The sequence below is a fragment of the Mesorhizobium sp. 1B3 genome, assembly GCF_050958605.1.
Taxonomy (GTDB): domain Bacteria; phylum Pseudomonadota; class Alphaproteobacteria; order Rhizobiales; family Rhizobiaceae.
Genome location: NZ_JBJHDO010000011.1, coordinates 137832 through 163283, shown reverse-complemented (window position 1 = coordinate 163283; position 25452 = coordinate 137832). Strand labels below are relative to the sequence as shown.

The 25452-nt window shown below is 65.2% G+C and carries 30 protein-coding genes; 11 read left to right on the top strand and 19 right to left on the bottom strand.

Features of this window, described 5'->3' with window-relative positions; all coding sequences use genetic code 11:
• Position 1 precedes the first annotated feature (1 nt).
• The 4 genes from ACCO56_RS25685 to dnaQ all read left to right on the top strand — a co-directional run bounded on the left by ACCO56_RS25685 (position 2) and on the right by dnaQ (position 2808).
• Positions 2-598: a Maf-like protein gene (locus ACCO56_RS25685; protein WP_433643736.1), complete on the top strand. Its 597-nt coding sequence runs from the start codon at positions 2-4 to the stop codon at positions 596-598.
• Entirely contained in the window at positions 591-1433 is an 843-nt protein-coding gene (locus ACCO56_RS25680; protein ID WP_433643735.1) for a shikimate dehydrogenase, read from the top strand. Before ACCO56_RS25685 ends, ACCO56_RS25680 begins: the two co-directional genes overlap by 8 nt.
• Positions 1430-2017 carry a dephospho-CoA kinase gene (gene coaE / locus ACCO56_RS25675; RefSeq protein ID WP_433643734.1) on the top strand — a complete coding sequence of 196 codons (588 nt, stop codon included), beginning with the start codon at positions 1430-1432 and terminating at the stop codon, positions 2015-2017. Before ACCO56_RS25680 ends, coaE begins: the two co-directional genes overlap by 4 nt.
• 68 nt (positions 2018-2085) lie before the next feature.
• Positions 2086-2808, top strand: a complete 723-nt coding sequence (dnaQ, locus tag ACCO56_RS25670) for a DNA polymerase III subunit epsilon (protein WP_433643733.1) — start codon at positions 2086-2088, stop codon at positions 2806-2808.
• A gap of 63 nt (positions 2809-2871) precedes the next feature.
• On the opposite strand, the gene secB is transcribed toward dnaQ, so the two are convergent.
• The 5 genes from secB to ACCO56_RS25645 all read right to left on the bottom strand — a co-directional run bounded on the left by secB (position 2872) and on the right by ACCO56_RS25645 (position 4772).
• A complete protein-coding gene (gene secB / locus ACCO56_RS25665; RefSeq protein WP_433643732.1) occupies positions 2872-3366 on the bottom strand; it encodes a protein-export chaperone SecB in 495 nt (164 codons plus the stop codon).
• Between the two features lie 135 nt (positions 3367-3501).
• Positions 3502-3750 (bottom strand): hypothetical protein, encoded by a 249-nt coding sequence (locus ACCO56_RS25660; RefSeq protein ID WP_433643731.1) that lies wholly within the window; start codon positions 3748-3750, stop codon positions 3502-3504.
• Positions 3751-3769: 19 nt separating this feature from the next.
• Positions 3770-3958 carry a DUF3008 family protein gene (locus ACCO56_RS25655; RefSeq protein ID WP_433643730.1) on the bottom strand — a complete coding sequence of 63 codons (189 nt, stop codon included), beginning with the start codon at positions 3956-3958 and terminating at the stop codon, positions 3770-3772.
• A gap of 71 nt (positions 3959-4029) precedes the next feature.
• Entirely contained in the window at positions 4030-4218 is a 189-nt protein-coding gene (locus ACCO56_RS25650) for a hypothetical protein (RefSeq protein ID WP_433643729.1), read from the bottom strand.
• A 59-nt stretch (positions 4219-4277) separates the two neighbouring features.
• The gene (locus ACCO56_RS25645; RefSeq protein WP_433643728.1) at positions 4278-4772 is read right to left on the bottom strand and encodes an FxsA family protein; all 495 of its coding nucleotides are present in this window, start codon (positions 4770-4772) and stop codon (positions 4278-4280) included.
• Positions 4773-4962: 190 nt separating this feature from the next.
• On the opposite strand from ACCO56_RS25645, the gene ACCO56_RS25640 reads away from it, so the two are divergent.
• From ACCO56_RS25640 to ACCO56_RS25625, 4 genes are read left to right on the top strand one after another with little or no spacing between them, the layout of a single operon-like run.
• On the top strand, positions 4963-5676 hold the full coding sequence (locus tag ACCO56_RS25640) for a Tim44/TimA family putative adaptor protein (RefSeq protein ID WP_433643727.1): 714 nt from the start codon (positions 4963-4965) through the stop codon (positions 5674-5676).
• Positions 5677-5685: 9 nt separating this feature from the next.
• Positions 5686-6789 (top strand): murein transglycosylase A, encoded by a 1104-nt coding sequence (gene mltA, locus ACCO56_RS25635; RefSeq protein WP_433643726.1) that lies wholly within the window; start codon positions 5686-5688, stop codon positions 6787-6789.
• Entirely contained in the window at positions 6786-7316 is a 531-nt protein-coding gene (locus tag ACCO56_RS25630; RefSeq protein WP_433643725.1) for a Smr/MutS family protein, read from the top strand. Before mltA ends, ACCO56_RS25630 begins: the two co-directional genes overlap by 4 nt.
• On the top strand, positions 7313-7693 hold the full coding sequence (locus ACCO56_RS25625) for a helix-turn-helix domain-containing protein (RefSeq protein WP_433643724.1): 381 nt from the start codon (positions 7313-7315) through the stop codon (positions 7691-7693). Before ACCO56_RS25630 ends, ACCO56_RS25625 begins: the two co-directional genes overlap by 4 nt.
• Before the next feature lie 60 nt (positions 7694-7753).
• Here the strand turns inward: ACCO56_RS25625 and ACCO56_RS25620 are convergent, their stop codons facing one another.
• Positions 7754-8911 (bottom strand): CaiB/BaiF CoA transferase family protein, encoded by a 1158-nt coding sequence (locus ACCO56_RS25620; protein WP_433643723.1) that lies wholly within the window; start codon positions 8909-8911, stop codon positions 7754-7756.
• Positions 8911-10131, bottom strand: coding sequence for an acyl-CoA dehydrogenase (locus ACCO56_RS25615; protein WP_433643722.1), 1221 nt, complete (start codon positions 10129-10131; stop codon positions 8911-8913). The genes ACCO56_RS25620 and ACCO56_RS25615 overlap by 1 nt, the downstream gene beginning before the upstream one ends.
• A gap of 117 nt (positions 10132-10248) precedes the next feature.
• On the opposite strand from ACCO56_RS25615, the gene ACCO56_RS25610 reads away from it, so the two are divergent.
• The 3 genes from ACCO56_RS25610 to ACCO56_RS25600 all read left to right on the top strand — a co-directional run bounded on the left by ACCO56_RS25610 (position 10249) and on the right by ACCO56_RS25600 (position 13297).
• Positions 10249-11136 carry a LysR family transcriptional regulator gene (locus tag ACCO56_RS25610; protein ID WP_433643721.1) on the top strand — a complete coding sequence of 296 codons (888 nt, stop codon included), beginning with the start codon at positions 10249-10251 and terminating at the stop codon, positions 11134-11136.
• A 289-nt stretch (positions 11137-11425) separates the two neighbouring features.
• Positions 11426-12361: a 3-hydroxyacyl-CoA dehydrogenase NAD-binding domain-containing protein gene (locus ACCO56_RS25605; RefSeq protein ID WP_433643720.1), complete on the top strand. Its 936-nt coding sequence runs from the start codon at positions 11426-11428 to the stop codon at positions 12359-12361.
• 156 nt (positions 12362-12517) lie between these two features.
• Positions 12518-13297, top strand: a complete 780-nt coding sequence (locus ACCO56_RS25600) for a GntR family transcriptional regulator (RefSeq protein WP_433643719.1) — start codon at positions 12518-12520, stop codon at positions 13295-13297.
• Positions 13298-13312: 15 nt separating this feature from the next.
• Here the strand turns inward: ACCO56_RS25600 and ACCO56_RS25595 are convergent, their stop codons facing one another.
• The 12 genes from ACCO56_RS25595 to leuC form a co-directional block, all read right to left on the bottom strand.
• The gene (locus ACCO56_RS25595; protein ID WP_433643718.1) at positions 13313-14719 is read right to left on the bottom strand and encodes an MmgE/PrpD family protein; all 1407 of its coding nucleotides are present in this window, start codon (positions 14717-14719) and stop codon (positions 13313-13315) included.
• 4 nt (positions 14720-14723) lie between these two features.
• Complete coding sequence (locus ACCO56_RS25590) at positions 14724-15500, bottom strand: aspartate/glutamate racemase family protein (RefSeq protein WP_433643717.1); 777 nt, start codon at positions 15498-15500, stop codon at positions 14724-14726.
• On the bottom strand, positions 15497-16270 hold the full coding sequence (locus ACCO56_RS25585; RefSeq protein ID WP_433643716.1) for an aspartate/glutamate racemase family protein: 774 nt from the start codon (positions 16268-16270) through the stop codon (positions 15497-15499). Before ACCO56_RS25585 ends, ACCO56_RS25590 begins: the two co-directional genes overlap by 4 nt.
• 62 nt (positions 16271-16332) lie before the next feature.
• Positions 16333-17733 carry an FAD-dependent oxidoreductase gene (locus ACCO56_RS25580; RefSeq protein WP_433643715.1) on the bottom strand — a complete coding sequence of 467 codons (1401 nt, stop codon included), beginning with the start codon at positions 17731-17733 and terminating at the stop codon, positions 16333-16335.
• 57 nt (positions 17734-17790) lie between these two features.
• Positions 17791-18684: an isocitrate lyase/PEP mutase family protein gene (locus ACCO56_RS25575; protein WP_433643714.1), complete on the bottom strand. Its 894-nt coding sequence runs from the start codon at positions 18682-18684 to the stop codon at positions 17791-17793.
• Positions 18685-18744: 60 nt separating this feature from the next.
• A complete protein-coding gene (locus ACCO56_RS25570; RefSeq protein ID WP_433643713.1) occupies positions 18745-19446 on the bottom strand; it encodes an ABC transporter ATP-binding protein in 702 nt (233 codons plus the stop codon).
• On the bottom strand, positions 19439-20179 hold the full coding sequence (locus ACCO56_RS25565; protein ID WP_433643712.1) for an ABC transporter ATP-binding protein: 741 nt from the start codon (positions 20177-20179) through the stop codon (positions 19439-19441). The genes ACCO56_RS25570 and ACCO56_RS25565 overlap by 8 nt, the downstream gene beginning before the upstream one ends.
• Positions 20172-21152 carry a branched-chain amino acid ABC transporter permease gene (locus ACCO56_RS25560; protein ID WP_433643711.1) on the bottom strand — a complete coding sequence of 327 codons (981 nt, stop codon included), beginning with the start codon at positions 21150-21152 and terminating at the stop codon, positions 20172-20174. Before ACCO56_RS25560 ends, ACCO56_RS25565 begins: the two co-directional genes overlap by 8 nt.
• Positions 21149-22018 carry a branched-chain amino acid ABC transporter permease gene (locus tag ACCO56_RS25555; RefSeq protein WP_433643710.1) on the bottom strand — a complete coding sequence of 290 codons (870 nt, stop codon included), beginning with the start codon at positions 22016-22018 and terminating at the stop codon, positions 21149-21151. The genes ACCO56_RS25560 and ACCO56_RS25555 overlap by 4 nt, the downstream gene beginning before the upstream one ends.
• Positions 22019-22084: 66 nt before the next feature.
• Positions 22085-23302: an ABC transporter substrate-binding protein gene (locus ACCO56_RS25550; RefSeq protein ID WP_433643709.1), complete on the bottom strand. Its 1218-nt coding sequence runs from the start codon at positions 23300-23302 to the stop codon at positions 22085-22087.
• 60 nt (positions 23303-23362) lie between these two features.
• Positions 23363-23977, bottom strand: coding sequence for a 3-isopropylmalate dehydratase small subunit (gene leuD / locus ACCO56_RS25545; protein ID WP_433643708.1), 615 nt, complete (start codon positions 23975-23977; stop codon positions 23363-23365).
• Between the two features lie 15 nt (positions 23978-23992).
• Positions 23993-25405, bottom strand: a complete 1413-nt coding sequence (gene leuC, locus ACCO56_RS25540; RefSeq protein ID WP_433643707.1) for a 3-isopropylmalate dehydratase large subunit — start codon at positions 25403-25405, stop codon at positions 23993-23995.
• Positions 25406-25452 lie beyond the last annotated feature (47 nt).

Sequence of the window (25452 nt, the reverse complement as noted above, 5' to 3'; positions counted from 1 at the left end):
CATGACCAAAGCCATAGTCCTCGCCTCGGGAAGTCCGTTTCGCCGCGCATTGCTGGCCAATGCCGGGCTCGATTTTTCGACAGTCAGGCCAGCGATAGACGAGCGGGCTGTCGAGGCCGCCATCACTGGCGAGGTGACGCCGGAGGACGTTGCCTCGATCCTGGCCGAGGCAAAGGCGCTCGATGTCAGCGAACGTCATCCGGAAGCGCTGGTGATCGGCTCCGACCAGACACTTTCGCTGGGTGACGAGATATTCCATAAGCCGGTCGACATGGAAGGCGCGCGGCGCCACCTGCTCAAGCTGTCCGGCAAGACCCACAGCCTGAACAGCGCTGTCGTACTCGCCCAGGGCGGCGAGACCTTGTGGCGCCATGTCGGCGTTGCCTGGCTGACCATGCGCAAGCTCCAACCCGCCTTCATCGGTCGTCACCTCGCCAGGGTCGGAGCCAAGGCGCTGGAGAGCGTCGGGGCCTACCAGATCGAAGGCGAGGGCATCCAGCTCTTCGACAAGATAGAAGGCGACTATTTCACCATTGTCGGCCTGCCGCTCCTGCCGCTGCTCGCGGCTCTGCGCGAGCGCGGTGCGATCGATGGCTGACCTCCCACGTCGGGCTTTTGTCTGCGGCCATCCGATCGCGCATTCGCGCTCGCCCATCATCCATTCCTACTGGCTCGACCGATACGGCATCGCCGGATCGTACACCGCAATCGACGTCGCTCCTGAACGCTTCGCCGATTTTCTCGCGGGCTTAGGCGAAGCAGGCCTTGCCGGAGGCAACGTCACCATCCCGCATAAGCAGGCAGCCTTCGCAGCTGTTTCGCGCCGCGATGCAGCGGCCGACGCGATCGGCGCCGTGAACACGGTATGGTTCGAGGACGGTATCCTGCATGGCGGGAATACTGACGCCTACGGTTTCGCGGCCAATCTCGACGAACGTGCCCCCGGTTGGGTGCAAAGCCGCTCGGCCGTTGTCGTCGGCGCGGGCGGCGCGGCGCGGGCCGTCGTCCACGCCTTGATCGACCGCGGTGTCGGCGACATCCGGCTTGCCAACCGAACCGCCGGCCGGGCGGTTGAGCTTGCGGCCCGTTTCAGCGGGCGGATTTCCGCCCATGCGACGGAGGCCCTGCCCGAAATCTGCGCCGATGCCGACCTGCTGATCAACACGACCTCGCTCGGCATGGCCGGCGACATGGGCTTGCCCGCCGATCCGGCCTGGCTCCCCGATCATGCCATCGTGAACGATTTGGTCTACGTTCCGCTCGAGACGCCGCTGCTTGCCGCTGCGGCGGCGCGTGGGCTGAAGGCGGTCGACGGCCTGGGCATGCTGCTTCACCAGGCCGTTCCGGGTTTCGAGCTTTGGTTCGGCCGGCGCCCTGAAGTGTCCCCGGCCCTGCGCGACAGGATCGTCGCGGATCTGGACAGGAAGAAATGATCGTTCTCGGCCTCACCGGATCGATCGGCATGGGCAAATCGACAACGGCCCGCATGTTCGCCGAAGCAGGCGTGCCGGTGCACGATTCCGACGAGGCCGTGCACCGGCTCTACGCTGGGGAGGCCGCGCCGTTGGTCGAAGCGGTCTTCCCGGGTACCGTCGTGGATGGCGTGGTCGACCGCACGCGGCTTGCGAAGCGTGTGCTCGGCGATCCCGCGGCGATCCGCAAGCTCGAGGGCTTGATCCACCCGCTGGTCAGACGGGATGCCGACGCTTTCCTCGAAACGCACCGCAGGGCCGGCGCGGCGCTGGTGGTGCTCGATATCCCCCTGCTGTTCGAAACAGGAGGCCGCAGCCGCGTCGACAAGGTGGTGGTCGTGACCGCGCCGCCCGAAATCCAGCGCGAGCGCGTTCTTGCCCGGCCGGGCATGACCGAGGAGAAGTTCGGGGCGATCCTTGCCAAGCAGGTGCCCGACGGGGAAAAGCGCCGCGCGGCCGATTTCATCATCGACACCGGCTCGGGAATGGAGGCGGCGCGAAGCGCCGTGCGGGAAATCATCTCCGAACTCACCGGGGACAACTGAGAAGGACGCTTCTCACCCGTTGCGGAGGAAGCGCCTCGCCTGCCATTCTTGCGCCCTGGAGTGATTCGGTGCGTGAGATAATCTTCGATACGGAAACCACAGGCCTTGATGCGCGGCTCGACCGCGTCATCGAGATCGGCGGGGTCGAGCTGGTCAACCGCTTTCCCACCGGCCGGACCTTTCATCACTATATCAATCCCCAGGGACGCGAGATCCATGCCGAGGCCGAATCCGTCCACGGCATCAGCATGGCCCAGCTCGTCGATAAGCCGATCTTCGACGCGATCGCGGAGGAATTCCTGGCTTTTATCGATGGCGCGCGCCTGGTTGCGCACAATGCCAGCTTCGACATGGGTTTCATCAATACCGAGCTGGAGCGCCTGGGTTACCCGGCCATTGCGGTTGATCGCGTCGTCGACACCTTGGCGATTGCGAAGCGCAAGCATCCGATGGGGCCGAATTCGCTGGATGCGCTCTGCCGTCGCTACGGCATCGACAACAGCCGGCGCACCAAACACGGCGCATTGCTGGATTCCGAAATCCTGGCTGAGGTCTATATCGAGCTGATCGGCGGCAAGCAGGCTGCCTTGAGCCTGGAAGTGGCGGAGGAAGGCCCGATCGTGCTCGGCGAAGAGACGGTCGGCGTCGTGGTGTTGCCGCCGCGTCCGAGACCGCTGGCTTCGCGCCTTTCCGAAGCCGAGCGCGCGGCCCACGCCGAACTGGTCAGGAAGCTCGGCGAGAACTCCGTGTGGGCAAGGCTGACGGACACGCCGGCCGTCGCCGTGAACTGAACCCGCAAAACGAAAAACCCGGCCGAAGCCGGGTTCTCGTATCACCTGTGAAGCGACCGCGCGTCAGCTCACTTGCACCTTCGCCTTCGCCTGATCCTCGGCGATCTTCTGCTGGAACATCTGCGCGAAGTCGATCGGATCGAGCATCAGAGGCGGGAAGCCGCCATTACGCGTGGCATCCGCGATGATCTGCCGCGCGAAGGGGAAGAGAAGCCTCGGGCATTCAATGAACAACAGCGGCAGCATGTGCTCCTGCGGGAAGCCTGCGATGCGGAAGACGCCGCCATAGACGAGCTCGACATTGAAGAGCACGTCCTTCTCGTTGCCGGCACGCGCCGACAGCGTCAGGTTAACGTCGAACTCGGTATCCGAGAGCGGATTGGCGTTGACGTTGACATTGATGTTGATGCCCGGTGCCTGATCGCGGTTGCGCAGCGAGTTCGGCGCGTTGGGGCTCTCGAAGGAAAAATCCTTCACATATTGGGCGAGCACGCTGAGGGTAGGCTGCGCGCCGTTGCCGGCCTTCGGTGCCGCTGCTTCGTTTTCATTGTTGGCCATCAGCCGATTCCTCCTGGAAAGGCCATCGGGGGCCTCGTTGAAATCGCGCGTTCGCTAGCATGGCGGCTTCGGCCTGACAAGTTACAGTGCGTTCTCCAGGGGCTGCCCGACCACCGGAAAAACACCGCCCGCGCCTCACTGTGCCTGGTTCTGCTGCGTGCTGGGCGGAGGCGCGTCTTCCATCGGGTTCGTCGGCTCGATCGCACCGCCGTAGATTTCCACCGCCCACCAAGCCACGGCTGCCAGAATCAACGCGGCGACCAGCACCATCAGCACCCGGCCTCCCCATCTTCCCTGGCGCGCCTTCTCCGCAGGCAGTTTCGGTTGGCGGTCGTCGCCGCTGTCTTGCGGTGATCGGAAATCCGTTCGGTTTTCAGGGGACATGTCGTCGTCCCTCTTTCCGTCACGACTTGGAGGCATGTTCCGGCTTGCCCTTGCGTTTGGTGGAAGCCATGTCGTGAAGTTCCTTCTCGCTCATCGACTTCACCATCGACTTCGAAGCCCCCTTCAATTCGCTCTTCTTGATCTCACCGCGCTTGGCCGCCAAGGCTGCTCCGGCTGCCTTCTGCTGGGCCTTCGACTTTGCCGGCATGATTATTCTCCCTTTCGCACAGATGACGGCTCGACGCCGCCTGGGTGCTAACGCGTCAGCTTGGGGATGGTTCAACGGCGCGGGCGATTATCGACCTTATCGCTTCGCTCCGCAGGAAGCTCTTCCTCTTTCTCTTCCTCGGCGTTGACGTGTCGGGATTTCAGAAGGCGGACTATCGCGCCCACCGAAGCATTCTCTGCGTCCGCAGGTTGCGGCCGTTTCTCGAAGAAGTTCCACAAAGACCATCGGCCCTTGCGCATGGCTCGATCCTCGACGCAGCGTAGAAACCAACGCTCGCCGTCGAGGTTTGTTCCGTCGTCTATTCGATCTCGGGGCGGCGCCAAGGGGAGTTGGGATCAGGCGTCTTGGTATATTCGTCTTCATCGAGGTCGATGGTGCGCTCGCGATCCCGGTTGCCGGGTCGGCCGAAGCCGCGCGCTCCTGCGCTGAAACCGGTCACGACGGTGATCCTGCTGCTGAAAAAACGCCAGGCGGCGTCGCGCACGGCAGGGATGAAAAGCAGCAGGCCGAATACGTCGGAAATGAAGCCCGGGATAAGCAGCAATATACCGGCGAGCATGATCATGGCGCCATGAGCCAGTTCGCGCCCAGGCGTGCCGCCCTGCTCCACCTCACGGCGAATTCGCTGCATCGCGCCAAAGCCCTGCCAGCGCAACAGGAATGCACCTACCATACCACTGAGCACGATGAGCCCGATCGTCGGCAAGACCCCGATTTCGCCGCCCACCAGGACGAAGACGGCGATCTCCAAAAGCGGAAAGGCTAGCATGAGGATTGCGATGAGCGTCGGCACGGTCTTCTTTCAGCTAGTGCGGCGAGGAGTGGATACTGGCATAATGCCGACTAGATAGTTATGGATGGCCCGGATTTGAATGATAGCGCCGGGCGTTCTATATGAGAAAGAGTGCGCATTCGCGACGCGGAGGCTGGACGTCGTGTCAGCGCGGCGTGTGGGCCGAAATAGAGGTCACTTGGCGGAAGATATGGAATTCTTCGATTTCGGTACCGTTTTCTTTCTTGTCGCGGCCGTCGTGATCTTTTTCCAGCTGCGCAACGTGCTGGGGCGACGCACCGGCAACGAACGACCGCCCTTCGATCCCTACACTGCGGCGCGCACCCCCGACAAAAGCAAGGATTCGGCAAAATCGCCGGAGAATGTCGTCGCGCTGCCCCGCAAACGTTCGGCCGGGGAAGCAAACGACGACGCCTATCGGCCCATCGATGCCGTCGCACAGCCTGGCACCGATCTGAACAAGGGCCTTCGCGCCATCAAGGACGCCGATCCCGGTTTTGAACCGAAGACGTTCCTGGAAGGCGCCAAGATGGCCTATGAAATGATCGTGATGGCCTTTGCCGATGGCGACCGCAAGACCTTGAAGAATTTGCTGTCGCGCGAGGTTTTCGAGGGCTTCGTCGCGGCGATCGCCGACCGCGAGTCTCGCTCCGAGAAGATCCAGTCGTCTTTCGTGGGCATCGACAAGGCGGACTTCGTCTCGGCGGAAATGAAAGGCAGCGAGGCTCATGTCACGCTGCGCATCGTCAGCGAGCTCATTTCCGCGACCCGTGACAGCGCCGGCACCGTGATCGACGGCGATCCTGAAACGGTGGCGGAAGTCAAGGATGTCTGGACCTTCGCTCGCGACACGCGCTCGCGCGATCCCAACTGGAAGCTCGTGGCCACCGAAGCCGAGGACTGATCCGCTCCGGTGGCGCTCCCCCCGCTTTTCCGAAAGATTTCCTTCGATGACATGCCGGGCTGGCGGGAGGACGATCCTGCGCCGGCCTTCGCCGCATTTCGGCGCTCCGCTGTCCGGAGCCTTGAGAAACCCTATCGTACCGGAACGCTCGGCGTCGAAGCCCAGGCTTTCGCCGCCGCCTTCGCCGAGGCGCGGGCGGTGCCGGAACTCGGCTCGGCACCGGCGCGGGATTTTTTCGAGCGGCACTTCGTGCCGCATGCGGTGAAGCCTGATGGGAGGGACCGCGGCTTCGTCACCGGTTTCTATGAACCGGAGGCGGAGGCTTCTCCAGGACGCACCGGCCGTTTCCGCTTTCCCCTGCTGGCGCGGCCATCGGACCTCGTCGATGTCGACGACGCGAACAGACCGGCAGGCTTCGATCCGTATCTCGCCTTTGGCCGGGCCGCGGAGGAGGGGATCGTCGAGTACCACGATCGTCGCGCCATCGAGCAGGGAGCGCTGGCCGGAAAAGGCCTCGAGATCGCATGGCTGGCTGATGTCGTCGATGCCTTCTTCATCCATGTCCAGGGCGCAGCCCGCCTCGTCATGACCGACGGCACCAGGAAACGGGTGACCTATGCCGCGAAATCCGGCCACCGCTTCACCGGTCCGGGCGGCATTCTTGCCGAACTTGGCGAGATCCCGCCGGCCGACGTAACCATGCAGTCGATCCGGCGCTGGTTCCGCGACAATCCAAACAGGATCGACGAAATATTGTGGCGCAACCGGTCCTACATCTTCTTTCGAGAGGCTCCGGTGGATGACGATGGTCTGGGACCTGTCGCCGCGGCCAAGGTGCCGCTTACGCCAGGCCGCTCGATTGCGGTCGATCGGCTGCTTCATACATTCGCCACGCCTTTCTTCATCGTCGCGCCAACTCTGGGCGCCTTCGGCGGCGGCGGCTTCAGGCGTCTGATGATCGCCCAGGACACCGGCTCTGCGATCACCGGCCCCGCCCGCGGCGACCTGTTTGCGGGCTCAGGCGCCCAAGCGGGCGAGATCGCAGGCATTGTTCGCCATCCCGCCGATTTCATAGCCCTTTTGCCACGGCCCATGCTGGCGGAGGGACGATGAGCCGACGCACCCGGGAGCTCACCGACGAGGATCGTGTCCTGTGGAACCTCGTGGCGCGTTCGGCCACGCCGCTGGCCGGGAAGGAGCCTGTGGCACTACCGCCGGAACCTTCCACACGGGAAGAGCGGGCCGCACCGGCGCCACGCAGCGAGGCGCGAGAGGAGCCGGCCGCGAGACCCAAGACGTTGAAGCTCGCGCATGTCTTCGACACGCAGACGCGCGACAAGCTCGCCAAGGGCCGCCTTCCCATCGAAGGCCGGGTCGATCTCCACGGCATGACCCAGGACGAGGCCTATTGGCTGCTCCTTTCCTTCCTGCGTCGCGCCCAGCAGGGTGGCGTGCGCTACGTGCTGATCATCACCGGCAAGGGCTCATCGTCTCGCAGCGAGGGCGTCCTGCGACGCTCCGTGCCGCAGTGGCTGGCGACGCCTCCCTTCCGCGCCCTGGTCAGCGGCCATGACGACGCTTCACGCCGGCATGGCGGCAGCGGAGCGCTTTATGTCCGCATCAGGCGCGGCCTCCCATGACACCCTTCGGTGAAAGGCTGCGGAAGCTGCGCCGCGAGCGAGGCGTTTCGCAGAAGGATATGGCTGACGCCATCGGCGTCAGCGCGGCCTATCTGTCGGCGCTGGAGCACGGCCATCGCGGCGTGCCGAACTGGGCCATGGTCCAGAAGATCATCGGCTATTTCAACGTCATCTGGGATGATGCGGAGGAATTGCAGCGCCTGGCCGAGGCGTCGCATCCCCGTGCCGTCATCGACACGTCCGGCCTGTCGCCCAAGGCCACGGAGCTCGCCAATCTTCTTGCTGACGGGATCTGCAGGCTCGACGAGGCCGCAATCGAGCGGGTGCTCTGCGAATTGCAGGCCGCGCTGCGAGACGTGCCGAAGCGGGAACGGTAGAGCATCTTGCAGCCGAGCGGCCTGCGAAACGGCCGAGGAACGACACCTGAAGGTCGCGCGTCACGCCCTTGCAGCGAAGGCCCACCGACCCGTTCCCAGCGTCGGGGCGGAGTGTTGCAGCTTGAGCCCGCTTCGGGAAAAGTCGATAGGTGTCCTGAGGCCGGCTATGCCTTCAGGCTCGATGCGCAGCCCGCGCTCGCCGGTCTGCGGATCCGCGAGCGCCTCGGGAACCGTGTTGACGGGACCGGCGGGAACGCCCCCCGCCGTCAGCGCATCGATGAGATCGTTGCGTGTTCGCAGGCGCGTCGCTTCGGCAATGATCGCGCAGAGTTCCTCACGGTTGTGAACGCGCAGCGCGTTGGTCGCAAATCGCGGATCGGCGGCCAGTGCCTCGCTCCCGAGGACGCGGCAGAGCGCGCTGAACTGACGGTCGTTGCCGCAGGCGATGATCAAATGTCCGTCTTCGGCCGGGAAAAGCTGGTAGGGCACGATGTTGGGATGAGCGTTGCCCAGCCGGCGCGGGACGCTGCCGCCCAGGAGGAAATTGGCCGCCTGGTTGGCGAGGACGGCGACACCGCAGTCGAGCAGCGACAGGTCGACCTGCTGTCCCCTCCCCGAGCGGGCGCGCTCCGCCAGGGCAGCCTGGACCGCGATTACGCCGTAGAGGCCGGTGAAGATGTCGATCCAGGCGACACCGACCTTCTGCGGCTCGCCGTCGGGCTCGCCCGTCAGGTCCATGATGCCGCTCATGCCCTGGATCATGAAGTCGTAGCCGGCCTGCTGCCGGCGCGGACCGGTCTGGCCGAAGCCGGTGACGGAAGCGTAGACGAGGCGCGGATTGAGCGCCGACAGCGTCTCGTAATCGAGGCCGAACCTTGACAGGCCGCCGACCTTGAAATTCTCGATCAGGACGTCCGCCTCGGCGATCAGGTCTTTGAGACGCGCCAAGTCGTCGGCGTCATTGAAATCGCATGTGACAGACGTCTTCCCCCGGTTTGCGGCGCAGAAATAGGCCGCCACCTCCTCGGTCGTCCCGTCGGGGCGCGACCGCCGGATGAAGGGCGGTCCCCAGCGCCGCGTATCGTCGCCTTCCGGAGCCTCGACCTTGATGACCTCGGCGCCGAGATCGGCCAGCGTCTGGCCGATCCATGGACCGGCCAGGATCCGGGCCAGCTCGACGACCCGGATGCCTTGCAGCGGATATGCCTGCTCGCCCATCAGAAGAACGCCTGCAGCCCGGTCTGCGCGCGACCAAGGATGAGGGCGTGCACGTCATGGGTGCCCTCATAGGTGTTGACGGTCTCCAGGTTCTGAGCGTGGCGCATGACATGGTACTCGACCTGGATGCCGTTGCCGCCATGCATGTCGCGCGCCTGGCGAGCGATGTCGAGCGCCTTGCCGCAGTTGTTGCGCTTCACGATCGAGATCATCTCCGGCGCGAACTTGCCCTCGTCCATCAGCCGCCCGACCCTGAGGCTCGCCTGCAGCCCCAGCGCGATCTCCGTCTGCATATCGGCCAGCTTCTTCTGGTAGAGCTGCGTGCCGGCCAGCGGCTTGCCGAACTGCTTGCGGTCGAGACCATATTGCCGCGCGCGGTGCCAGCAATCCTCGGCCGCGCCCATCGCGCCCCACGAGATGCCGTAGCGGGCGCGGTTGAGGCAGCCGAACGGCCCCTTCAGGCCCGACACGTTGGGCAGGAGCGCTGCCTCGTCGACCTCGACATTGTCGAGGACGATCTCGCCGGTGATCGAAGCCCGGAGCGAAAGCTTGCCGCCGATCTTCGGAGCGGACAGGCCCTTCATGCCCTTTTCCAGCACGAAGCCGCGAATGGCGTCCTTGCCGTCCTCGCCCCGGACTTTCGCCCAGACGACGAAGACATCGGCGATCGGTGCATTGGAGATCCACATCTTCGAGCCGGTGAGACGCCAGCCGCCGTCGATCTTTTCGGCACGAGTCTTCATCCCGCCGGGGTCGGAGCCGGCGTCGGGCTCCGTCAGGCCGAAGCAGCCGATCCACTCGCCGGAAGCCAATTTAGGCAGGTATCGCTTCCGCTGCTCCTCCGAACCGTAGGCGTGGATCGGATACATGACCAGCGAGGATTGCACGCTCATCATCGAGCGGTAGCCCGAGTCGATGCGCTCCACTTCGCGAGCCACCAGCCCGTAGGCCACGTAGCTGGCGCCGACGCCGCCATACTCTTCCGGAATGGTCACGCCGAGCAGGCCCGCCTCGCCCATCTCGCGGAAGATCGCCGGGTCGGTCTTCTCCTCCAGATAGGCTTCCTGCACACGCGGCGCGAGCCTGTCGGCCGCAAAGGCAGCCGCCGTGTCGCGGATCATCCGCTCGTCTTCCGTCAGCTGGTCGTCGAGGCGAAACGGGTCGTCCCATGTGAAGGTCGCATGTGTCGACGCGCCAGCGCTCCTATTGGCTTCGCTCATAAGTACTACCTCTATATGGTCGAACAGGAAGGTCGAACGCCCTTTTACCGAAACGGGTGCGGCGGCGATAACGAGAAAGAATTTCCAGCTTATGAAATTTCCTCATATGATAAGGCGATGCGCGATCCATTCCTGCCCACCATAGGCGAGCTCGTCGTCCTTTCGGCCTGCGTGCGCACCGGGGCCACGACACGGGCGTCGGAGGAACTCGGCCTGACCCAGAGCGCGGTCAGCCGCGCCCTGTCCACTCTCGAGCAGCGGCTCGGCGTTCGCCTGTTCCACCGGGTCCGCCAGCGCCTCGTGCTTTCCGATGCCGGACGGGCCTTCGCCGCCGAAGCCGAACTGCTCGTCCAGCAGCTGCGGCAGGCCTCGATTGCAGTCATGGCGTTCGGGGGGCGCGCCGATCTGGTACGGCTGGCGGTCCTGCCGACGATCGGAACCACTTGGCTGGTTCCGAGGCTGGTCCGGTTTCGGCAGGCCTGTCCCGACGTGACGATCGACATCGTCTCCCGCCTCGACCCGGTCAATTTCGAGGAAGAGCCGTTCGATGCGGCGCTCCAGCGACGCGACATGCGCCCGGCTGGCGTACTTCACGACGACATCATGGAAGAGCGCCTGGTGGTGGTCGCCTCCCCCGGACTGGTGCCCTCGCCTGTCTCCGACGAGGAACTCGTGCGCTTGCCGCTGCTGCAGCAGACGACCCGGCCGACCCTCTGGCTCGACTGGTTCCGCGATACCGGCATCGACGCGCGGTCGATCCTGCGTGGCGACCGGTTCGAGCATTTCGGCATGCTGATCGCGGCCTCCGTCGCGGGTATGGGCGTCGCCCTCGTTCCCGAAAAAACCGTCGAGGACGAGATTGCAGGATCCAGGCTCGTCCTGGCCTCGCGCAGGCATCTTTCCGTCGGCGAGTCCTACGCGCTCTTCTATCCCGAAAGCAGCACCCGCAACCCGGCCTTCACCGCGTTTCGCACCTGGCTCCATGGCGAGATCCCGACGAACTGACCGCCCAGGCCGCGATCGCCGGGGCCGTGCCGCGTATGCTGCGCCGAAGTGCGGCGGGACGCTGAGATCATCCGGCAATTCCTGATCGCGAACAATTACGTGATCGCGGCCTGGAAGATCAAACGCCGCCTCATTTTTGGTCCTGCTTGCATCTTTGCGACAGAACCCGTTCGAATTTCTCGACAATGGAAGAAAGTTACAAAAGACATAAATTTATGACCTTATGCATTGACGGCTGTCACCTTTGGCGTGACATTGCTCGTCAGACGTTTGATGGAGAAGCTGGAGGATGGTTGATAACTCGGCGCAAGGTGGCGGCCGGATCGCCGTGATCGGCGGGGGGCTGATCGGCATAAGCTGGTCGGCGCTGTTCCTCGCACATGGTCACGAAGTGGTGCTCTACGAACCGGCGGAGACCGTGCGCGCCGCGATTCCCGACAAGATCGCCCTGCCGATGGCCCAGCTCGGCGAGCTGGAACAGGACCTGCCGGCGCCCGGCCGGCTGCGGTTGGCCCAAAGCCTTGAAGAGGCGGTCGACGGCGCGACCTGGATCCAGGAGAACGCGCCGGAAAAGGTGCCGTTGAAACGCGAACTCTATGCCGCGGTCGAGGCCAATGCGCCGACAGGGACTACCATTGCCTCCAGCACCTCCTCGCTGGTTTGGTCCGAGCTGAGCGCCGAGATGACGGACCCCTCCCGGCTGATCACCGCTCATCCGTTCAACCCGCCGCACCTGATGCCGCTGGTCGAACTCTATGGCAGCGATCCGGAACGCGTGCAGGCGGCGGCGGCGTTCTTCCGCGGGCTTGGGCGTCATCCGGTGTTCCTGAAGCGCGAGGCCGTGGGACATATCGCCAACCGTCTGTCCTCGGCGCTCTGGCGCGAGGCGGTGAACATGGTGGCCGAAGGCATTGCCGAGGTCGAGGATATCGATTCCGCCCTCGTCTACGGACCGGGCCTGCGCTGGTCGGTGGTGGGTTCGCACTTGGCCTATCATCTCGGCGGCGGCCCAGGCGGCATCGGGCACTATCTTTCCCATCTCGGCCCCAGCCAGGAGCGGCGCTGGCAGGATCTAGGTAACCCCAAGCTCGACGAAGCCACGCAGGAGAAGCTGGTTGCGGGCATCGCCGCCGAGTCGCGGGGGCGCGGGATCGCCGAACTCGAAGCGGCGCGCGATGCCGGACTGATCGCGGCGCAGCAGGCCCTGCGCGGCCGGCGGCCCTGAGCAGGTTCATTCGTGGGGCGCCCCTCGAATCTGCTCAGGCTGCACTTTTTCGCCAGTCGGCCCATTCCGAGGCGGAGCGAGGCGCCCGGAAGCTGTTGACTTGTTGCCGTTTCGGGTTGTGTAAGGTCTGCCCTTTGGCGTGAGGTTATTGTCAAAATGCTCGAGACGAACTCGCCGACTCCGCTCTATCATCGGATTTACGCGGTCATGCGCGAGCGGATCGTCAATGGCTATTATCGCAGCGACATCCCGGTTCCGAGCGAGGCCGAACTGGCCGAAAGCTTTTCCGTCAGCCGCATCACTATCCGCAAAGCGATGGAAATGCTGACCACGGAAGGCCTCGTTACCCGTACGCGGGGACGCGGCACCTTCGTCAACGACCGCGGCCAGAAGAACAGGTTCAACCGTGCGGTGGTATCCAACATCAACGGCCTGTTCAGCTACCTGAACGCCGTGGGGCAGAGCACGCGGCTGAAAGTCGTCAGCCTCGACCGAGGCGAGGCGCCGCCGCGAATCTGCGTGCAGATGGGGGTGCCTCCCACCGACGAACTGGTGCGCTCGGTGCGGGTACGCCTGCTCGACCGCAAGCCCTATTCGCTTTCGATGGCCTATCTGCTGCCCGAGGTCGGGGGTACGCTGCGCCGCCAGGACCTGGCGACGACCAATATGATCGATCTCGTCCAGCGAACGGGCGCCGTGGTCGAGCAGGTCGAGCAGACACTGACCGCGACCCTTGCCGACGAATATGCCGCCCAGCATCTCGAAATCCCGATCGGCGCACCGCTGATGCGGGTGAACCGGCTGTTCTTCAATGCCGAGATGACCCCGTTCTACGCGGCCGAGATTCTCTACTGCGCGGACCGCTACGAATATCGGGTTTCGCTGAAGCGGGAACAGGGCAAGGATTTCTCGCTGGGCGGTGCACAACCGGACTGAGATCCCTGCCCGCCACTACGGTGTTAGGAAAGGATGGCGCAGAGCGTGGCCGAGCCGGGTGGGCAGGTCCGCAGGCGCGGCGTTCTCGACGCTGTCGATCAAGGCACGGATCATGCCGCCATGGCCCTCGCCCCAGGCGACGTCCATCAGGCGGCCGGCCTTGGCATCGACATCCAAGCGCGTGAGGGCACGCGGGCCGTCGCCCTTCGGCACCAGCACCTCGGCACTTTCCTCGTGCCCGTTCGCCAACACCAGCGTCACCCGGGTCGGCCGGTTTGCCGGATAGAGCGCATCGAGGCGCGGGTCGGCCTCCAGCGCGACTTTCGCGGCAAGATCCTCGATCTCGGGACGGCGGAACCGCTCGGGAAAGAAGCTGTCGTGTCGCAGCGGCCCGAAGCTCAGGGCCAGCGCCGCCGCATGGCGGAAACTGAAGCGTGCGGCAAGGTCGCTTTCCGGCCGGGGCGAATCGTATTGCAGCGCGGTCGCGTAGATCTGCACGCGCACGTGGTCGATCCGCTCCGGGTCGAAGCCGCCGAGACGTTCACGCAGCGCCTCGATGCAATCGATCATCGGACCGAGGTGGGCACAGACCGGATGCCATTTCAGGTAAGCGGCCGCGATCTCGTGGCGCGACCAGGCGCCGTCGGCGCCAATGCCGTCGGCAAGCAGCCCCGGGTCAAAAGCTTCGCCCGCGCATGGTCCAAAGAAACGTTCGAGCGTGGCCGGCGACGGAAAAAGCCCTGCCAATGCCGCCTGGGCCGCCTGGATGCCGTTTTGCACACCGAGGCCGACGAAGAGATGATGGACGCCGGCCCCTTCCATGCAGGTGTCGCGGAAGGGAAAAAGGGCGATGGCGGCGGCGTTTCCGATCGCCGCCTCGATCAGTGCGGCGCGTCCGGCCTCGTCGCCTTCCCGGCCGAAAAGATGCGCCGCCGCCACCGCCGCGCCGATGCAGCCGAAGGTTCCGGTGTCGTGCAGCAGAGGCTGCATGCCGCCCAAGGCCGTGCCGATCCGTGCAGAGATCTCGTATCCAGCCATCACCGCGTCGAGGAAGGCCGGCGCCGGGGCATCTGTCTCCTCGGCAATGGCGAGGGCGGCGGGTAGCACATGGCTCATCGGATGGCCGCGCGCCCGGCGATGCCCGTCCTGCAATTGCAGCACCGTCATCGCCGCGCCATTGACCAGGCCCGCGATCCCGGCAGGACCCCCTTCGGGGAAACCCGCGGCCGAGGCCCGCCCGGCTCCGCCCGCGGCGAGAAAGGCCGCCCGGGCCGGCGCCAGGGAGGGATGCGCCGCCCCTGCCGCCATCACCGCGACGGTGTCCAGGAGGAAGTCGCGATAGGCTGCCCGCACCGCGTGCGGCACCGCCGCGAAACGACCTATTGCGGCGGCCGATGCAAGCCGGCGGGCAGCGCTCTCCATGGTGTCAGCCCTTTGCCGCGTTCTCGGCGGCCGCGCCGGCCTTCATCATGGCCCGCAGCATGTCGAGCCGGGGCTCGACCGGAGCGGGATAGGCTTCCCGCCCATGGGTCAGCCCCAGGGCGAGGAAGGTCTCGACGAGCTTGTAGGTGAGCGGGCCCGGATTGACCACGGGTACCGGCAGTTGCGCAGCGAGGTATTCGCCGGCCTGATGCATGGTGGTGGAGCCGAGGCAGATCACCTCCGCGCCGTCCTCCTCGATGCAACGCATGGCCACGTCGCGCATGCGCGGGAAGACCTTGTCTTCCTTGCCGCCGAGCAGGTTCGAGAAGTCCGGCGGCTGGTCGAAGCTGCGCACCGAGGCGCATTGCCGATCGAATCCGTATTCTCGGATCGCCTTCCTGTAGCGCGGAAGCGCCGGCTCCCATTGGGCGAGGACCGAGAACTTGCTGCCGAGCGTGAGGGCATAGAGCATGGAGGCCTTGCCCGCGCCGATCACTGGAATGTCCAGAACCGACCGCAGCATGACCATGCCGCTGTCGGACATGGTGTCGATGCAGACGGCATCGAAACCCTCGGTCCCGGCGCTGCAGCCGGCCTCGAAGATCGCCATGTCCATCAGGCCCCAATCGTGGGGCGACATGAAGGAGGTGGGCCCGCAGGTGACTGGGCGATAGGTCAGCTCCCAGTCCGCCGGCAGCGGCACATAGCCGGACTGCGCCTCGCGGTTACGGATGCCCTCTGCATCCAGCGCAAAGGGTACGATGACGAGGATACGGGTCATTGGTTGCCCTCCAGGAATGCGGCGCCCGCTGCGCCCATGGCGCGGATCATGTCGTGCTTGGGCGTGAGCGGCGCGGGCCAGGTGGCCTTGCTGTGGGTGAGCTTCAGGTCGAGCGCGATCGACGCCAGCTTGTAGGTCAGTGGACCCGGATTGATGACCGGCACGCCGACGCGTTCGGACAGCCAGGCATGCGCTTCGTGCATCGTGGTCGAGCCGAGGATCAGCACCTGCGCCCCGTCCTTGTCTATACAGGCGCGCGCAGCGTCCAGAAGCAGCGGAAAGACCTGATCCTCCTTGCCGGAAAGCAGCGTCTTGTTGTCGGGCGTGATGCCGATCGAGCGCATGGAGGCGCATTTATGCTCCATGCCGAGTTCGCCCAGCGTTTTGGTGTAGAGCATCTTCCACCGATCCCACATCATGAGGATCGAGAACTTGTCGCCCAGCATCTGGGCGACAAGCATGGAATGCCGCCCCGGCGCGATGACCGGGATCGTCAGCACGGACCGCAACATCGACATTCCGCTGTCGGACATCGTGTCGATGCAGACCGCGTCGAAGCCCTCGGCCTGCGCGTCCAGGCCGGCATCGACGATCGAGAAATCGGCGAGCGCCATGTCGTGCTGGCTGGAGTAGTTCTTCGGGCCGACCCGAACCGGGCGGTAGTGGAATTCGATCCCCGGGCCCAGGTTCACCGCTTTCATCTGCGCCTGGCGGCGGGCGAGGTCCTCATCCCCCATCGAGAATGGCACTATCACCATGACCTTCTTCATCGCTGTCTCCTATAGGAAGTGATTGCACCCCGCTGGCCGGTAGCCGGCGGGACGGGACGTCGTCAGCCTTCGGCGACGATGCGCGCTGCGCTGATCCCGGCCAGACGGCCGAAGGTGGTCGCGGCCAGCAGGCCGTTGCCGGACAGGTAGCCGTAGTTGGAATCGCCCGAGACGCCGCGAGCGGCACCGCCACCGGCCATCAGATTCGGCAGCGGTGAGCCGTCCTCGCGCAGCACCCGAGCGTTTTCGTCGATGACCAGCCCGCCCTGGGTATGGAAAAGCGCGCCGTTGACCTTGACCGCGAACCAGGGCGTTTTCAGCAATTCGTCCTCGGTGAAGCGACGGCCGAAGCGATCCGGCTCGCCCGCGCGGGCGGCGGCGGCGATTGCGTCGAATTCGGCTTTGAGCGCCTCGAACGGCAGGCCGGTGACGCCTGCCAGTTCTTCCAGCGTGTTGGCGGTCTTGACCGCGCCCAGCTTGCGGATCTCGCGATAGTCATAAAAGCCCATCGCGGCTTCTTCGCCTCGGGAATCGAAGATGTCCCAGGCGATGTGGCCGGGCTGGGCCGCGACCTCGGCTCCGTGTTCCGAATAGCCGCGCATCTCGTTAGAAAACCGCCTGCCTTCGGTGTTGACGAGGACCCCGCCCTTGGTGATGACCGCCCAGGTCAGGGGTAGCGAATGGGGATGCGCGACCGAGCCATGACCCTGATAGGCCCCCATGTCGGCAATCGCGGCCCGCAGCGCCAGTCCCCATTTCACGGCGTCCCCGGTGTTCGAGGTGTGGCCACAGCATTCGGCATCGGCGATTTCGGGGATATACTGGCGCACCATGGCGGGATCGCCGGCAAAGCCGCAGCAGGCCAGGATCAGAGCCTGGCAGCCGAGATTTTCCGTCGCCCCGTCCGGGCGGCGGAAGCGGACTCCCTTCACGCGGCCCGAGGCGTCGGCATAGAGATCCTCGACAGAGGCACCGGTGATGAGGTCGATCCCGGCATTCGAGACCGCCGCGAGCAATGCCTGTTGGAGATCGGCGCCCGTACGGCTTTTCGGCCCATGCATGCGCAGGCGTGAATGGCCGGGATAGAGAAAGCCAGTGACCAGCTCGAATTCGATCCCGTGCGTCTCCATCAGCCAGTCGATCATCGGCCCGGCGGCGCGGGCGGCGACCAGCGCCATGTCATGTGGCGTGCGGTCATGGGTCTTGGCGACCAGATCGGCGGTGAACAACTCAGGGCTGTCCTCTATCCCCGCTTCCTTCTGCAGGCGGGTGCACGGAGCCGGGATCAGCCCGGCGGAAAGCGAGGTGGAACCTTGCGGATTCTCGTCGCGCTCCAGCACCATCACCGTCTGGCCCGCGTCGTGGGCGGCAAGTGCCGCGACGAGGCCGCAGGCCCCGGCGCCGACCACGACCACCGGTATTTCGAAATCGAATTCCACGCCCTCGGCGGAAACAACTGACATTTCTTTAGCCTCCTCATCTCTCAAGCCGGGAGGCGATCGGACGCCCCCCGGGGGCGTTCAATAGTTGGTGCGGCTCTCCTCGGGGGTGCCGTAGCGGGCTTCCAGCTCCTGTATTTCGGCCATGCGGGCGGTATCGAAGAACTGCTTGAAGCTCATGACATTCGGCGCGACCGAAGCGATGGTCTCCTCGCTCTTCAGCACCTCGAGCGTGCGGCGCGCCGCCTCGCAGGCCGACAGCAACAGCCAATTCGGATAGATGATCAGCTTGAAGCCCAGCGCCTCGATCTCCGAGCGGGTCAGGAACGGAGTCTTGCCCGAGGTCGCCATGTTGTAGAGGAGCGGCACGCCCGGGAAACGCGGCGCGATGTGGGGGAGGTCGTCCGGACCGGGGCTCTCGACGAAAATCACGTCGGCGCCGGCCTCGCGATACATCTCGGCGCGGTCGAAAGCGGCGTTGCGGCCATGCAGCGCCAGCGCGTCGGTGCGGGCGATCACGACGAAGTTCTCGTCTATTCGCGCGTCCACGGCCGCCTTGACCTTGGCCACCATGTCCCCGGCCGAGATGAGCTGTTTGCCGGCGAGATGCCCGCAGCGCTTGGGCAGCACCTGGTCCTCGATATGGACGGCCGCTACGCCGCCGCGCTCGTAGAGCTGGATCGCCCGGCGCACATTGAGCGGTCCGCCGAAACCGTTATCGGCATCGGCGATCAGTGGAACGTCCGAGGCGTCGGCGATACGCGTGGCATTGTCCACCATCTCGGTCATGGTGAGGAGACCGACATCGGGATAACCGAGACGCGTGGCCGAGGTGCCGGCGCCGGTCATGTACATGGCCTCGAATCCTGCCTCGGCCACCAGGCGGGCATACATGGCGTCGACGACGCCGGGAGCCATGAGGGCTCTTCCGCCTGCGAGCGCCTGCCGCAGACGTTGGGTGCGGGTTAGAGACATGTTTCCGATACTCCGTTGATTTCATCCGCCCTGGGCCGTGCTCGGTCCGGAGCGGCCGGTTCACAGGCCGAGATAGGCTCGGCGCAGTTGCGGATCGGCCAGCAGTTCGGCTGCCTCGCCCTGCATGACGAAACGGCCCTGCTCGATCACATAGGCGCGCTGCGCCACCCCGAGCGACTGCATGACGTTCTGCTCGACCAGCAGCACCGCCACGCCCTCGGCATTGATTTTCGTGATCAGGCCGAACATCTCCTCCACCATGATGGGCGAGAGGCCGAGCGAGGGTTCGTCGAGGACCAGCAGCTTGGGTTCCGACATCAGGCCACGGCCGATGGCCAGCATTTGCTGCTCGCCGCCGGAAAGCGTGCCGGCAAGCTGGCCGAGCCGCTCGTTGAGGCGCGGGAAAATCGCGCAGATGCGTTGGAAATTATGCTTCTTGTTGGCGCTCGCCCGGCGGAAGGCGCCGAGCTCGAGATTTTCGCCCACGGTGAGATTGGGGAATATCTTCCGTCCCTCCGGCACTTGGGCGATGCCGAGGCCAACGATGTCGCGCGGCTTCTTGCCGGTGATCGTCTCGCCCTCGAAGGATATGGAGCCCGCCGTCGGGCGGATGAAGCCGGAGATCACGTTGTTGAGCGTGGTCTTGCCCACCCCGTTCGAACCGAGGAGGGCGACGATTTCGCCCGCCAGGATGCGCATGTCGATGCCCTGGAGCACCGCCATCGAGCCGTAGCCCGCCTTGATGCCGGAAATCTCAAGCATGGTTTTCCTCCTGCAGGCGGGCGGCGGCGCCATGGCCCAGATAGGCCTCGACAACGGCCGGGTCCTTGACCAGCTCGTGCGGCGTTCCATGGGCTATCATCTTGCCCTGGTTCAGCACGTAGGCGGTTTCGGCAAGGCTCATCACAGCCTGCATGACATGCTCGATCAGCAGGAAGGTGTGTCCCTCGTCGCGGATCTGGCGGATGATGCCGACGATCTCGCTGACCTCCGAGGGGATCAGCCCCGCCATCACCTCGTCGAGCAGCAGGAGCTTCGCGTCGGTGGCGAGCGCGCGGGCCAGTTCGAGCCGCTTGCGCCCGGCGATGGTCAAGGAGGAGGCGGGCTGGTCGAGCACGCCGCCCATGCCCAATCGGGTGCCGACGTCGCGGGCGAGCGCCATGGCCTCGCGCCGGTCCCGGTGATGCAGATAGGCGCCGACGGCTATGTTTTCCTGAACGGTGAGCCCCGCGAAAGGCTGGACGATCTGGAAGGTGCGGACCATGCCGAGGGCGCAGATCCGGTGCGGCGGCAGGCCTGTGATGTCCTCGCCCCGCAGCCGCACCGTGCCCTCGTCCGCCCGGGTGAAGCCCGCGATCATGGTGAAGCAGGTGGTTTTGCCCGCGCCGTTCGGGCCGAGAAGGCCGACGATCGAGCCTTCGGGCACGTCGAGGGAAGCTTTGCTGACGGCCGTGAGGCCGCCGAAGCTTTTCGAAAGGTTGCGGACCTCAAGCATTGTCGTCCTCCTTCTTGCGGAAGGTGCCGAGCCTGGCGGCGAGCCCCATCAGACCCTGCGGCAGGAAGCGCAGCGCGCAGATCAGCACGACGGCATAGAGCACGAAGTTCAGGCCCGGCGCATTCGACAGCAGGTGCTTGGCTCCTTCGCCGAGGAGATGCAGGCCCAACGTGCCGAGCAGCGGACCCCAGATGGTGCCGGCGCCGCCGATGATCGGCCCGATCAGCGCTTCGATCGACACGGCGCTCCCATAGACGACGGTGCTGTCGATGAAGAGCCAGAGCTGGAGGTAAAGCACCCCGGCGAGGCCGCCGAAAGCCCCCGCGATCGCCATCGCCTGGACCTTGATCCGGTAGGTGTCGATCCCCAGCGCCCGCGCCGCGTCCTCGTTTTCGCGAACCGCGATAAGGTAGGCCCCGAAGCGCGAGAACTTGAGCAGGGCCGTCAGCGCCATCACCAGGGCCACCACCGCCAGCAGGATGGTGTAGACCACGGCGCGATCGTTGAACTGCAGGGTGGAAAGACCCGGTTCCAACTTCAGTTGCAGCCCGCTGCCACCCCCCGTGAAATCGAAGGAGGAGGCGCAGATGCGCAGCACCTCGGCGAAGGCGAGCGTCACGAGGGCGAAATAGGAGCCTTTCAGCCCGTAGCGGAAGGCGAGCGCGCCGATGAAAGCGCCCATCGCCGTGCCGGCAACGATGCCCGCGCCGAGGGCAAGCCAGGCGTTGACGCCGTATTTCACCTGGAGAATAGCCGAGGCATAGGCGCCGGTGCCGTAGAGCGCCGCATGGCCGAACGAGGTGAGCCCCCCGAAGCCGCCGGTGACGTTCCACGAAAGCGCCACCACCACGACGATCAGCGCATTTATCGTGAAGCCCATCCAGACCGGAGAGGACATGAAATAGACGCTGACGAGATAGAGGAGGGCTGCCGCAATCAGGACGATCTGGCCCAGGGATTGCAGTTTCATCATCTTGCCCTCTTGCCGAGCAGCCCGGACGGTTTGAAGAGAAGGATCAGGATGAAAGCGAGGAAGATGCCGATCTGGCCGAGGCTTTCACCCAGGAAGAGGCCGCAAAGCGACTCGATCACACCCAGAAGCAGCCCCGCGATCAGCGCGCCCGGCAGGCTGCCCATGCCGCCCAGCACCACCGTGGTGAAGGCCACCAGCACGAAGGTGTAGCCGACCTGGGGCGTGACGTAGAAAGTGGGCAGCAACAGGCAGGCGGCAAGCGCCACGCAGGCCGTGCCGAGGCCGAAGCAAATCGCATAGGAATGGTTCACCTCGATGCCGACGATCTCGGCCCCGCGCTTCTCGATCGCGACGGCGCGGATCGCCGAGCCGGTACGGGTGCGCGTCATGAACAGCCACAGAAGCGGCGCCGCCGCCAGGGCCGCCACAAAGCCGATGACCCGGCCGAGGGGCAGATACGCCCCGAGGATCTCGACGGTGTCATAGGCATAGGGAATGTCTATGGTGCGGGTGTTCGAGGTCCAGAAATAGAGTGCGAGGTTGTCGATGATCATCGACAGCGCCAACGTGACGAGAAGCACGTTTTGCTCGGACCCGCCGCTCATTGGCGCGATCAGGCCTCGCTGCAGCGCATAACCGAGCCCGAAAAACACCGGCAGCATCAGCGGAATGGCGAGGTATGGATCGACGCCGAGATGAAAATGCAGGAAGTAGACCGCATAGAGCGCCAGCATCAGCAGGCTGCCATGCGCGAAATTGATGATGTGCAGCACGCCGTAGATCAGGGTCAGCCCCAGCGCCACAAGCGCATAGACCGCTCCCATCATCAGGCCGCTCAGCACGGCGGGAAAGATCAGACTGGACATGGGGCTTGCCTCTCCTGGTCTCGCTGGGCGCCCCTCGCGGAAACGATCCGCGGGGGCGCGGCCGCGTCAGCCCTTCTGGGGGATCGGGAAGACGGCTTCGGCGCTGGCGTATTCCTTGGGGAATACCACCTCGATCTCGTTGCCGCGGATCTGGGTGTTCACCGGCCGCGAATTGACATTGTCGCCGTTGACGAACTTCGTCGGCCCATAGGGCATGATCGAGCCGTCGAAGGTCGAGGCGGCCAGGGCCTCGATCATCTTCTGCCGGTCGGGCGAGGCGCCGCGCTCCAGCGCGTCGGCGATGACCTGGATCGTCGCATAGGAGACCATGATGTCGTAGGTCAGGTCGAGGCCGGCTTCGGCCACCTTGGCAGCCAGCGCCTTCGATTCGTCCTTCGTCGGATCGAACCAGTGGTTGCAGTCCATCACATACTGCGCCACCTCATTGTTCTCGCGCACGAACTTGATGTTCGAGGCCGCACCGCCGAGTATCGAGTAGATCGCCTTCAACTCGGCGCGCTGCTGATGCAGCGCCCGGGCCATCAGCGTATATTCGTTGAGGTAGTTCGACGGGATCAGTATGTCGGCTTTCGAGGCTTTCACGCGCAGCGCGATGTTGGAGAAATCGCGCTGGGGCGTCGGATGCGAGATGGTTTCAACCACTTCGATGCCTTGCTGGGGCAGGCGCTCGGCGAGGATCTTCGCCATGTTGGAGCCGAAGGGGCCATCCTCGTGCACGATGGCCGCGGTCTTGACCGGGCTGCCGGCGCTTTCGTTCAGGAGCTTCAGGTTCTCGAGCGCCACGCTGGTGCACTTGTTCACGCCCGGCGTGAAGCGAAAGACGTTCGGCAGGCCGCGCTCCACCACTGTCTCGGCGGTGCCGATGGAGAAGACCTGGGCGAGATTGTACTTGGCGGCCGCCTGCGAGGAAGCGAGGCCCAGCGCCGAGGCCGTCGCACCGGTGAAGGCGCACACGCCGGCCTGGGCCAGCGTGTCGACCGCCGAAGCCGCGACTTCCGGACGGCTCTGCGCATCGACCACGACGAGTTCGATCTGGGCGCCCCCCATGCTCTTGATTCCGCCGGCGGCGTTGATCTTCTCGGCGGCGAACTTTGCCCCGGCGGCGCATTGGGTGCCGTTGTAGGCGAGGTTGCCGGTCAGCGGCTCCAGCACGCCGACCTTTACCGCTGGGGTCTGCGCTCGCAGGACCGTGGGCATGGCAAGGCCGACTGCCAGGGCTCCCGAGGCTTTGAGCAGGCCTCGACGATCAATCTTGTAGTTCATTTCTTCTCTCCCAGGTTTTTTCTGACGGTAGAATGGTTGTGGTTATCACTGGTCCGCCCGTCACCGGCCCAGCCAAGGATGCGAGGAGATCCGGGCCGCCTCGAAGGCCTCGATCTGCTCCAGATAGGTGATCGTCATCTCCATCTCGTCGAGCCCGCGCAGGATGCAGTCGCGGGCAAAGGCTTCGATGACGATGGGATGGGTGCCGAGATTTCCAGGCAGCATCAGCTCGGATGTTTCGAGGTCGACCGTGACCTGCGCATCCGGAAACTCCGCAAGATGCTTGGCCAGCGCCTCGCAGACCACCGTTGGCAGGCGCACCGGCAAAAGGCCGTTCTTCAGGGCGTTGTTGTAGAAGATGTCGCCGAAGCTCGGGCCGATAACCGCGCGGATGCCGTGATCGGCGAGCGCATAGACCGCGCCCTCGCGCGACGAGCCGCAGCCGAAATTATCCTCGACGAGAAGGATCGTCGCCGCATCCGCTCCCGGGCGGTTCAGCGGGAAGGCGGGATCGGGTTCTCCCTGGGCATCGCGACGGATGTCGTGGAACAGGAATTGGCCGTAGCCTTGCGCGCGATCGGCCTTGAGGAAACGGCCGGGGATAATCTGGTCCGTGTCGCAGTTGACCCCGGCAATGGCGACGACGGTGGATGTCTCTCGGGTGAAGGCCTTCATCTCAAGTCCTTCCTCTCAGATCCGCCGGACATCGGTGAGACGCCCGGTGATGGCCGCGGCGGCGGCCATGGCCGGGCTGACCAGATGGGTCCGCGCGCCGGGGCCCTGGCGGCCGACGAAATTGCGGTTGGAGGTGGAGGCGCACCGTTCGCCCGGGCCGACCACGTCGCCGTTCATCGCCGCACACATGGAACAGCCCGACTCGCGCCATTCGAAACCCGAGTCGCGGAAGGTGGCGGCGATGCCCTCGGCCTCGGCCTGTTCCTTCACCCGGGTCGAACCCGGCACCACGACGGTCTGGACAACGGCTTTGCGGCCCTTGAGCACGGCGGCGGCGGCGCGAAGATCCTCGATCCGGCTATTCGTGCAGGAGCCGATGAAGACCTTGTCCACCTTCAGCCCGTCGAGCGCCGTGCCAGGGGTGAGGTCCATGTATTCCAGGGACTTCGCCGCAGCCTTGCGCTTCTCGGCATTGCCGAAGCTCGCCGGGTCCGGCACGCGGCCGGTGATCGCGACCGCGTCCTCCGGGCTGGTGCCCCATGTCACCATCGGGGCGATCTCCGCGCCATCCAGCGTGACTTCGCGATCGAAGATCGCCCCCTCGTCGCTCGCCAGCCCCCGCCAGTGATCCAGCGCCATGTCCCATTCCTGCTCGGCAGGTGCGAAGTGGCGGCCGCGCACATAGGAGAAGGTGATTTCGTCGGGGGCGATCATGCCAAGGCGTGCGGCCGCCTCGATCGACATGTTGCAGAGCGTCAGCCGCCCCTCGATGGAGAGGTTGCGTACGACCCGGCCGGCATATTCGATGGCGTGGCCGCCCGCCCCGGCCGCGCCGATCTTCGCGATCAGCGCCAGCATGACATCCTTGGCGGTGACCCCCTGGCCGAGCACGCCATCCACTGTCACCCGCATGGTTTTCGGCCGCACCTGCCACAGGGTCTGGGTGGCCAGCACATGGGCATTTTCCGACTGGCCGATCCCGAAGGCGATGGCACCGAGGGCGCCCTGCGTCGAGGTATGGCTGTCCGAACAGACGATGGTGAGGCCCGGAAGGGTGATCCCCTGCTCCGGGGCCACGACATGGACAATGCCCTGGTCGCGGCTCGTCAATCCGAAATGGCGCATTCCGCCCCATTTCATGTTCTCGTCGAATGTGTCGATCATGCGGGCAATGGCCGGACTTGCGGCGTCGGCCGCGCTGCGCCCGAGTGTCGGCACGTAGTGGTCGGCGATGCCGAAAATCTGCTTGGGGCGCCGCGGCTTCAGCCGGCGCCGCTTGAGCTCGGCGAAGGCATGGAAGCTGCCCTCGTGGATCAGGTCGCGATCGATATAGAGCAGCGACGGCCCCGAGGGGTGGCGCAGAATCTCGTGCTCGTCCCAGATCTTGCCAAACATCGTGCGCGGTGCGGTAGCGGGTGCCTGCGCCATGGCCATTGTTCCTGTAGCTTGCCTGCGTTCCGGCAGCCCCCTCACGG

Bases quoted from the DNA above. Each gene is read 5' to 3' on its own strand.
- ACCO56_RS25625 (WP_433643724.1), top strand. From the start codon at position 7,313: ATGACACCCTTCGGTGAAAGGCTGCGGAAGCTGCGCCGCGAGCGAGGC.
- secB (WP_433643732.1), bottom strand. From the start codon at position 3,366: ATGGCCAACAATGAAAACGAAGCAGCGGCACCGAAGGCCGGCAACGGC.
- ACCO56_RS25575 (WP_433643714.1), bottom strand. From the start codon at position 18,684: ATGTCTCTAACCCGCACCCAACGTCTGCGGCAGGCGCTCGCAGGCGGA.
- ACCO56_RS25590 (WP_433643717.1), bottom strand. From the start codon at position 15,500: ATGACCCGTATCCTCGTCATCGTACCCTTTGCGCTGGATGCAGAGGGC.
- ACCO56_RS25585 (WP_433643716.1), bottom strand. From the start codon at position 16,270: ATGAAGAAGGTCATGGTGATAGTGCCATTCTCGATGGGGGATGAGGAC.
- ACCO56_RS25580 (WP_433643715.1), bottom strand. From the start codon at position 17,733: ATGTCAGTTGTTTCCGCCGAGGGCGTGGAATTCGATTTCGAAATACCG.
- ACCO56_RS25565 (WP_433643712.1), bottom strand. From the start codon at position 20,179: ATGCTTGAGGTCCGCAACCTTTCGAAAAGCTTCGGCGGCCTCACGGCC.
- ACCO56_RS25605 (WP_433643720.1), top strand. From the start codon at position 11,426: ATGGTTGATAACTCGGCGCAAGGTGGCGGCCGGATCGCCGTGATCGGC.
- ACCO56_RS25595 (WP_433643718.1), bottom strand. From the start codon at position 14,719: ATGGAGAGCGCTGCCCGCCGGCTTGCATCGGCCGCCGCAATAGGTCGT.
- ACCO56_RS25630 (WP_433643725.1), top strand. From the start codon at position 6,786: ATGAGCCGACGCACCCGGGAGCTCACCGACGAGGATCGTGTCCTGTGG.
- ACCO56_RS25550 (WP_433643709.1), bottom strand. From the start codon at position 23,302: ATGAACTACAAGATTGATCGTCGAGGCCTGCTCAAAGCCTCGGGAGCC.
- leuD (WP_433643708.1), bottom strand. From the start codon at position 23,977: ATGAAGGCCTTCACCCGAGAGACATCCACCGTCGTCGCCATTGCCGGG.
- ACCO56_RS25600 (WP_433643719.1), top strand. From the start codon at position 12,518: ATGCTCGAGACGAACTCGCCGACTCCGCTCTATCATCGGATTTACGCG.
- ACCO56_RS25650 (WP_433643729.1), bottom strand. From the start codon at position 4,218: ATGCGCAAGGGCCGATGGTCTTTGTGGAACTTCTTCGAGAAACGGCCG.
- ACCO56_RS25570 (WP_433643713.1), bottom strand. From the start codon at position 19,446: ATGCTTGAGATTTCCGGCATCAAGGCGGGCTACGGCTCGATGGCGGTG.
- coaE (WP_433643734.1), top strand. From the start codon at position 1,430: ATGATCGTTCTCGGCCTCACCGGATCGATCGGCATGGGCAAATCGACA.
- ACCO56_RS25610 (WP_433643721.1), top strand. From the start codon at position 10,249: ATGCGCGATCCATTCCTGCCCACCATAGGCGAGCTCGTCGTCCTTTCG.
- leuC (WP_433643707.1), bottom strand. From the start codon at position 25,405: ATGGCGCAGGCACCCGCTACCGCACCGCGCACGATGTTTGGCAAGATC.
- ACCO56_RS25620 (WP_433643723.1), bottom strand. From the start codon at position 8,911: ATGGGCGAGCAGGCATATCCGCTGCAAGGCATCCGGGTCGTCGAGCTG.
- ACCO56_RS25655 (WP_433643730.1), bottom strand. From the start codon at position 3,958: ATGCCGGCAAAGTCGAAGGCCCAGCAGAAGGCAGCCGGAGCAGCCTTG.
- ACCO56_RS25560 (WP_433643711.1), bottom strand. From the start codon at position 21,152: ATGATGAAACTGCAATCCCTGGGCCAGATCGTCCTGATTGCGGCAGCC.
- ACCO56_RS25660 (WP_433643731.1), bottom strand. From the start codon at position 3,750: ATGTCCCCTGAAAACCGAACGGATTTCCGATCACCGCAAGACAGCGGC.
- ACCO56_RS25555 (WP_433643710.1), bottom strand. From the start codon at position 22,018: ATGTCCAGTCTGATCTTTCCCGCCGTGCTGAGCGGCCTGATGATGGGA.
- ACCO56_RS25680 (WP_433643735.1), top strand. From the start codon at position 591: ATGGCTGACCTCCCACGTCGGGCTTTTGTCTGCGGCCATCCGATCGCG.
- ACCO56_RS25685 (WP_433643736.1), top strand. From the start codon at position 2: ATGACCAAAGCCATAGTCCTCGCCTCGGGAAGTCCGTTTCGCCGCGCA.
- ACCO56_RS25615 (WP_433643722.1), bottom strand. From the start codon at position 10,131: ATGAGCGAAGCCAATAGGAGCGCTGGCGCGTCGACACATGCGACCTTC.
- ACCO56_RS25640 (WP_433643727.1), top strand. From the start codon at position 4,963: ATGGAATTCTTCGATTTCGGTACCGTTTTCTTTCTTGTCGCGGCCGTC.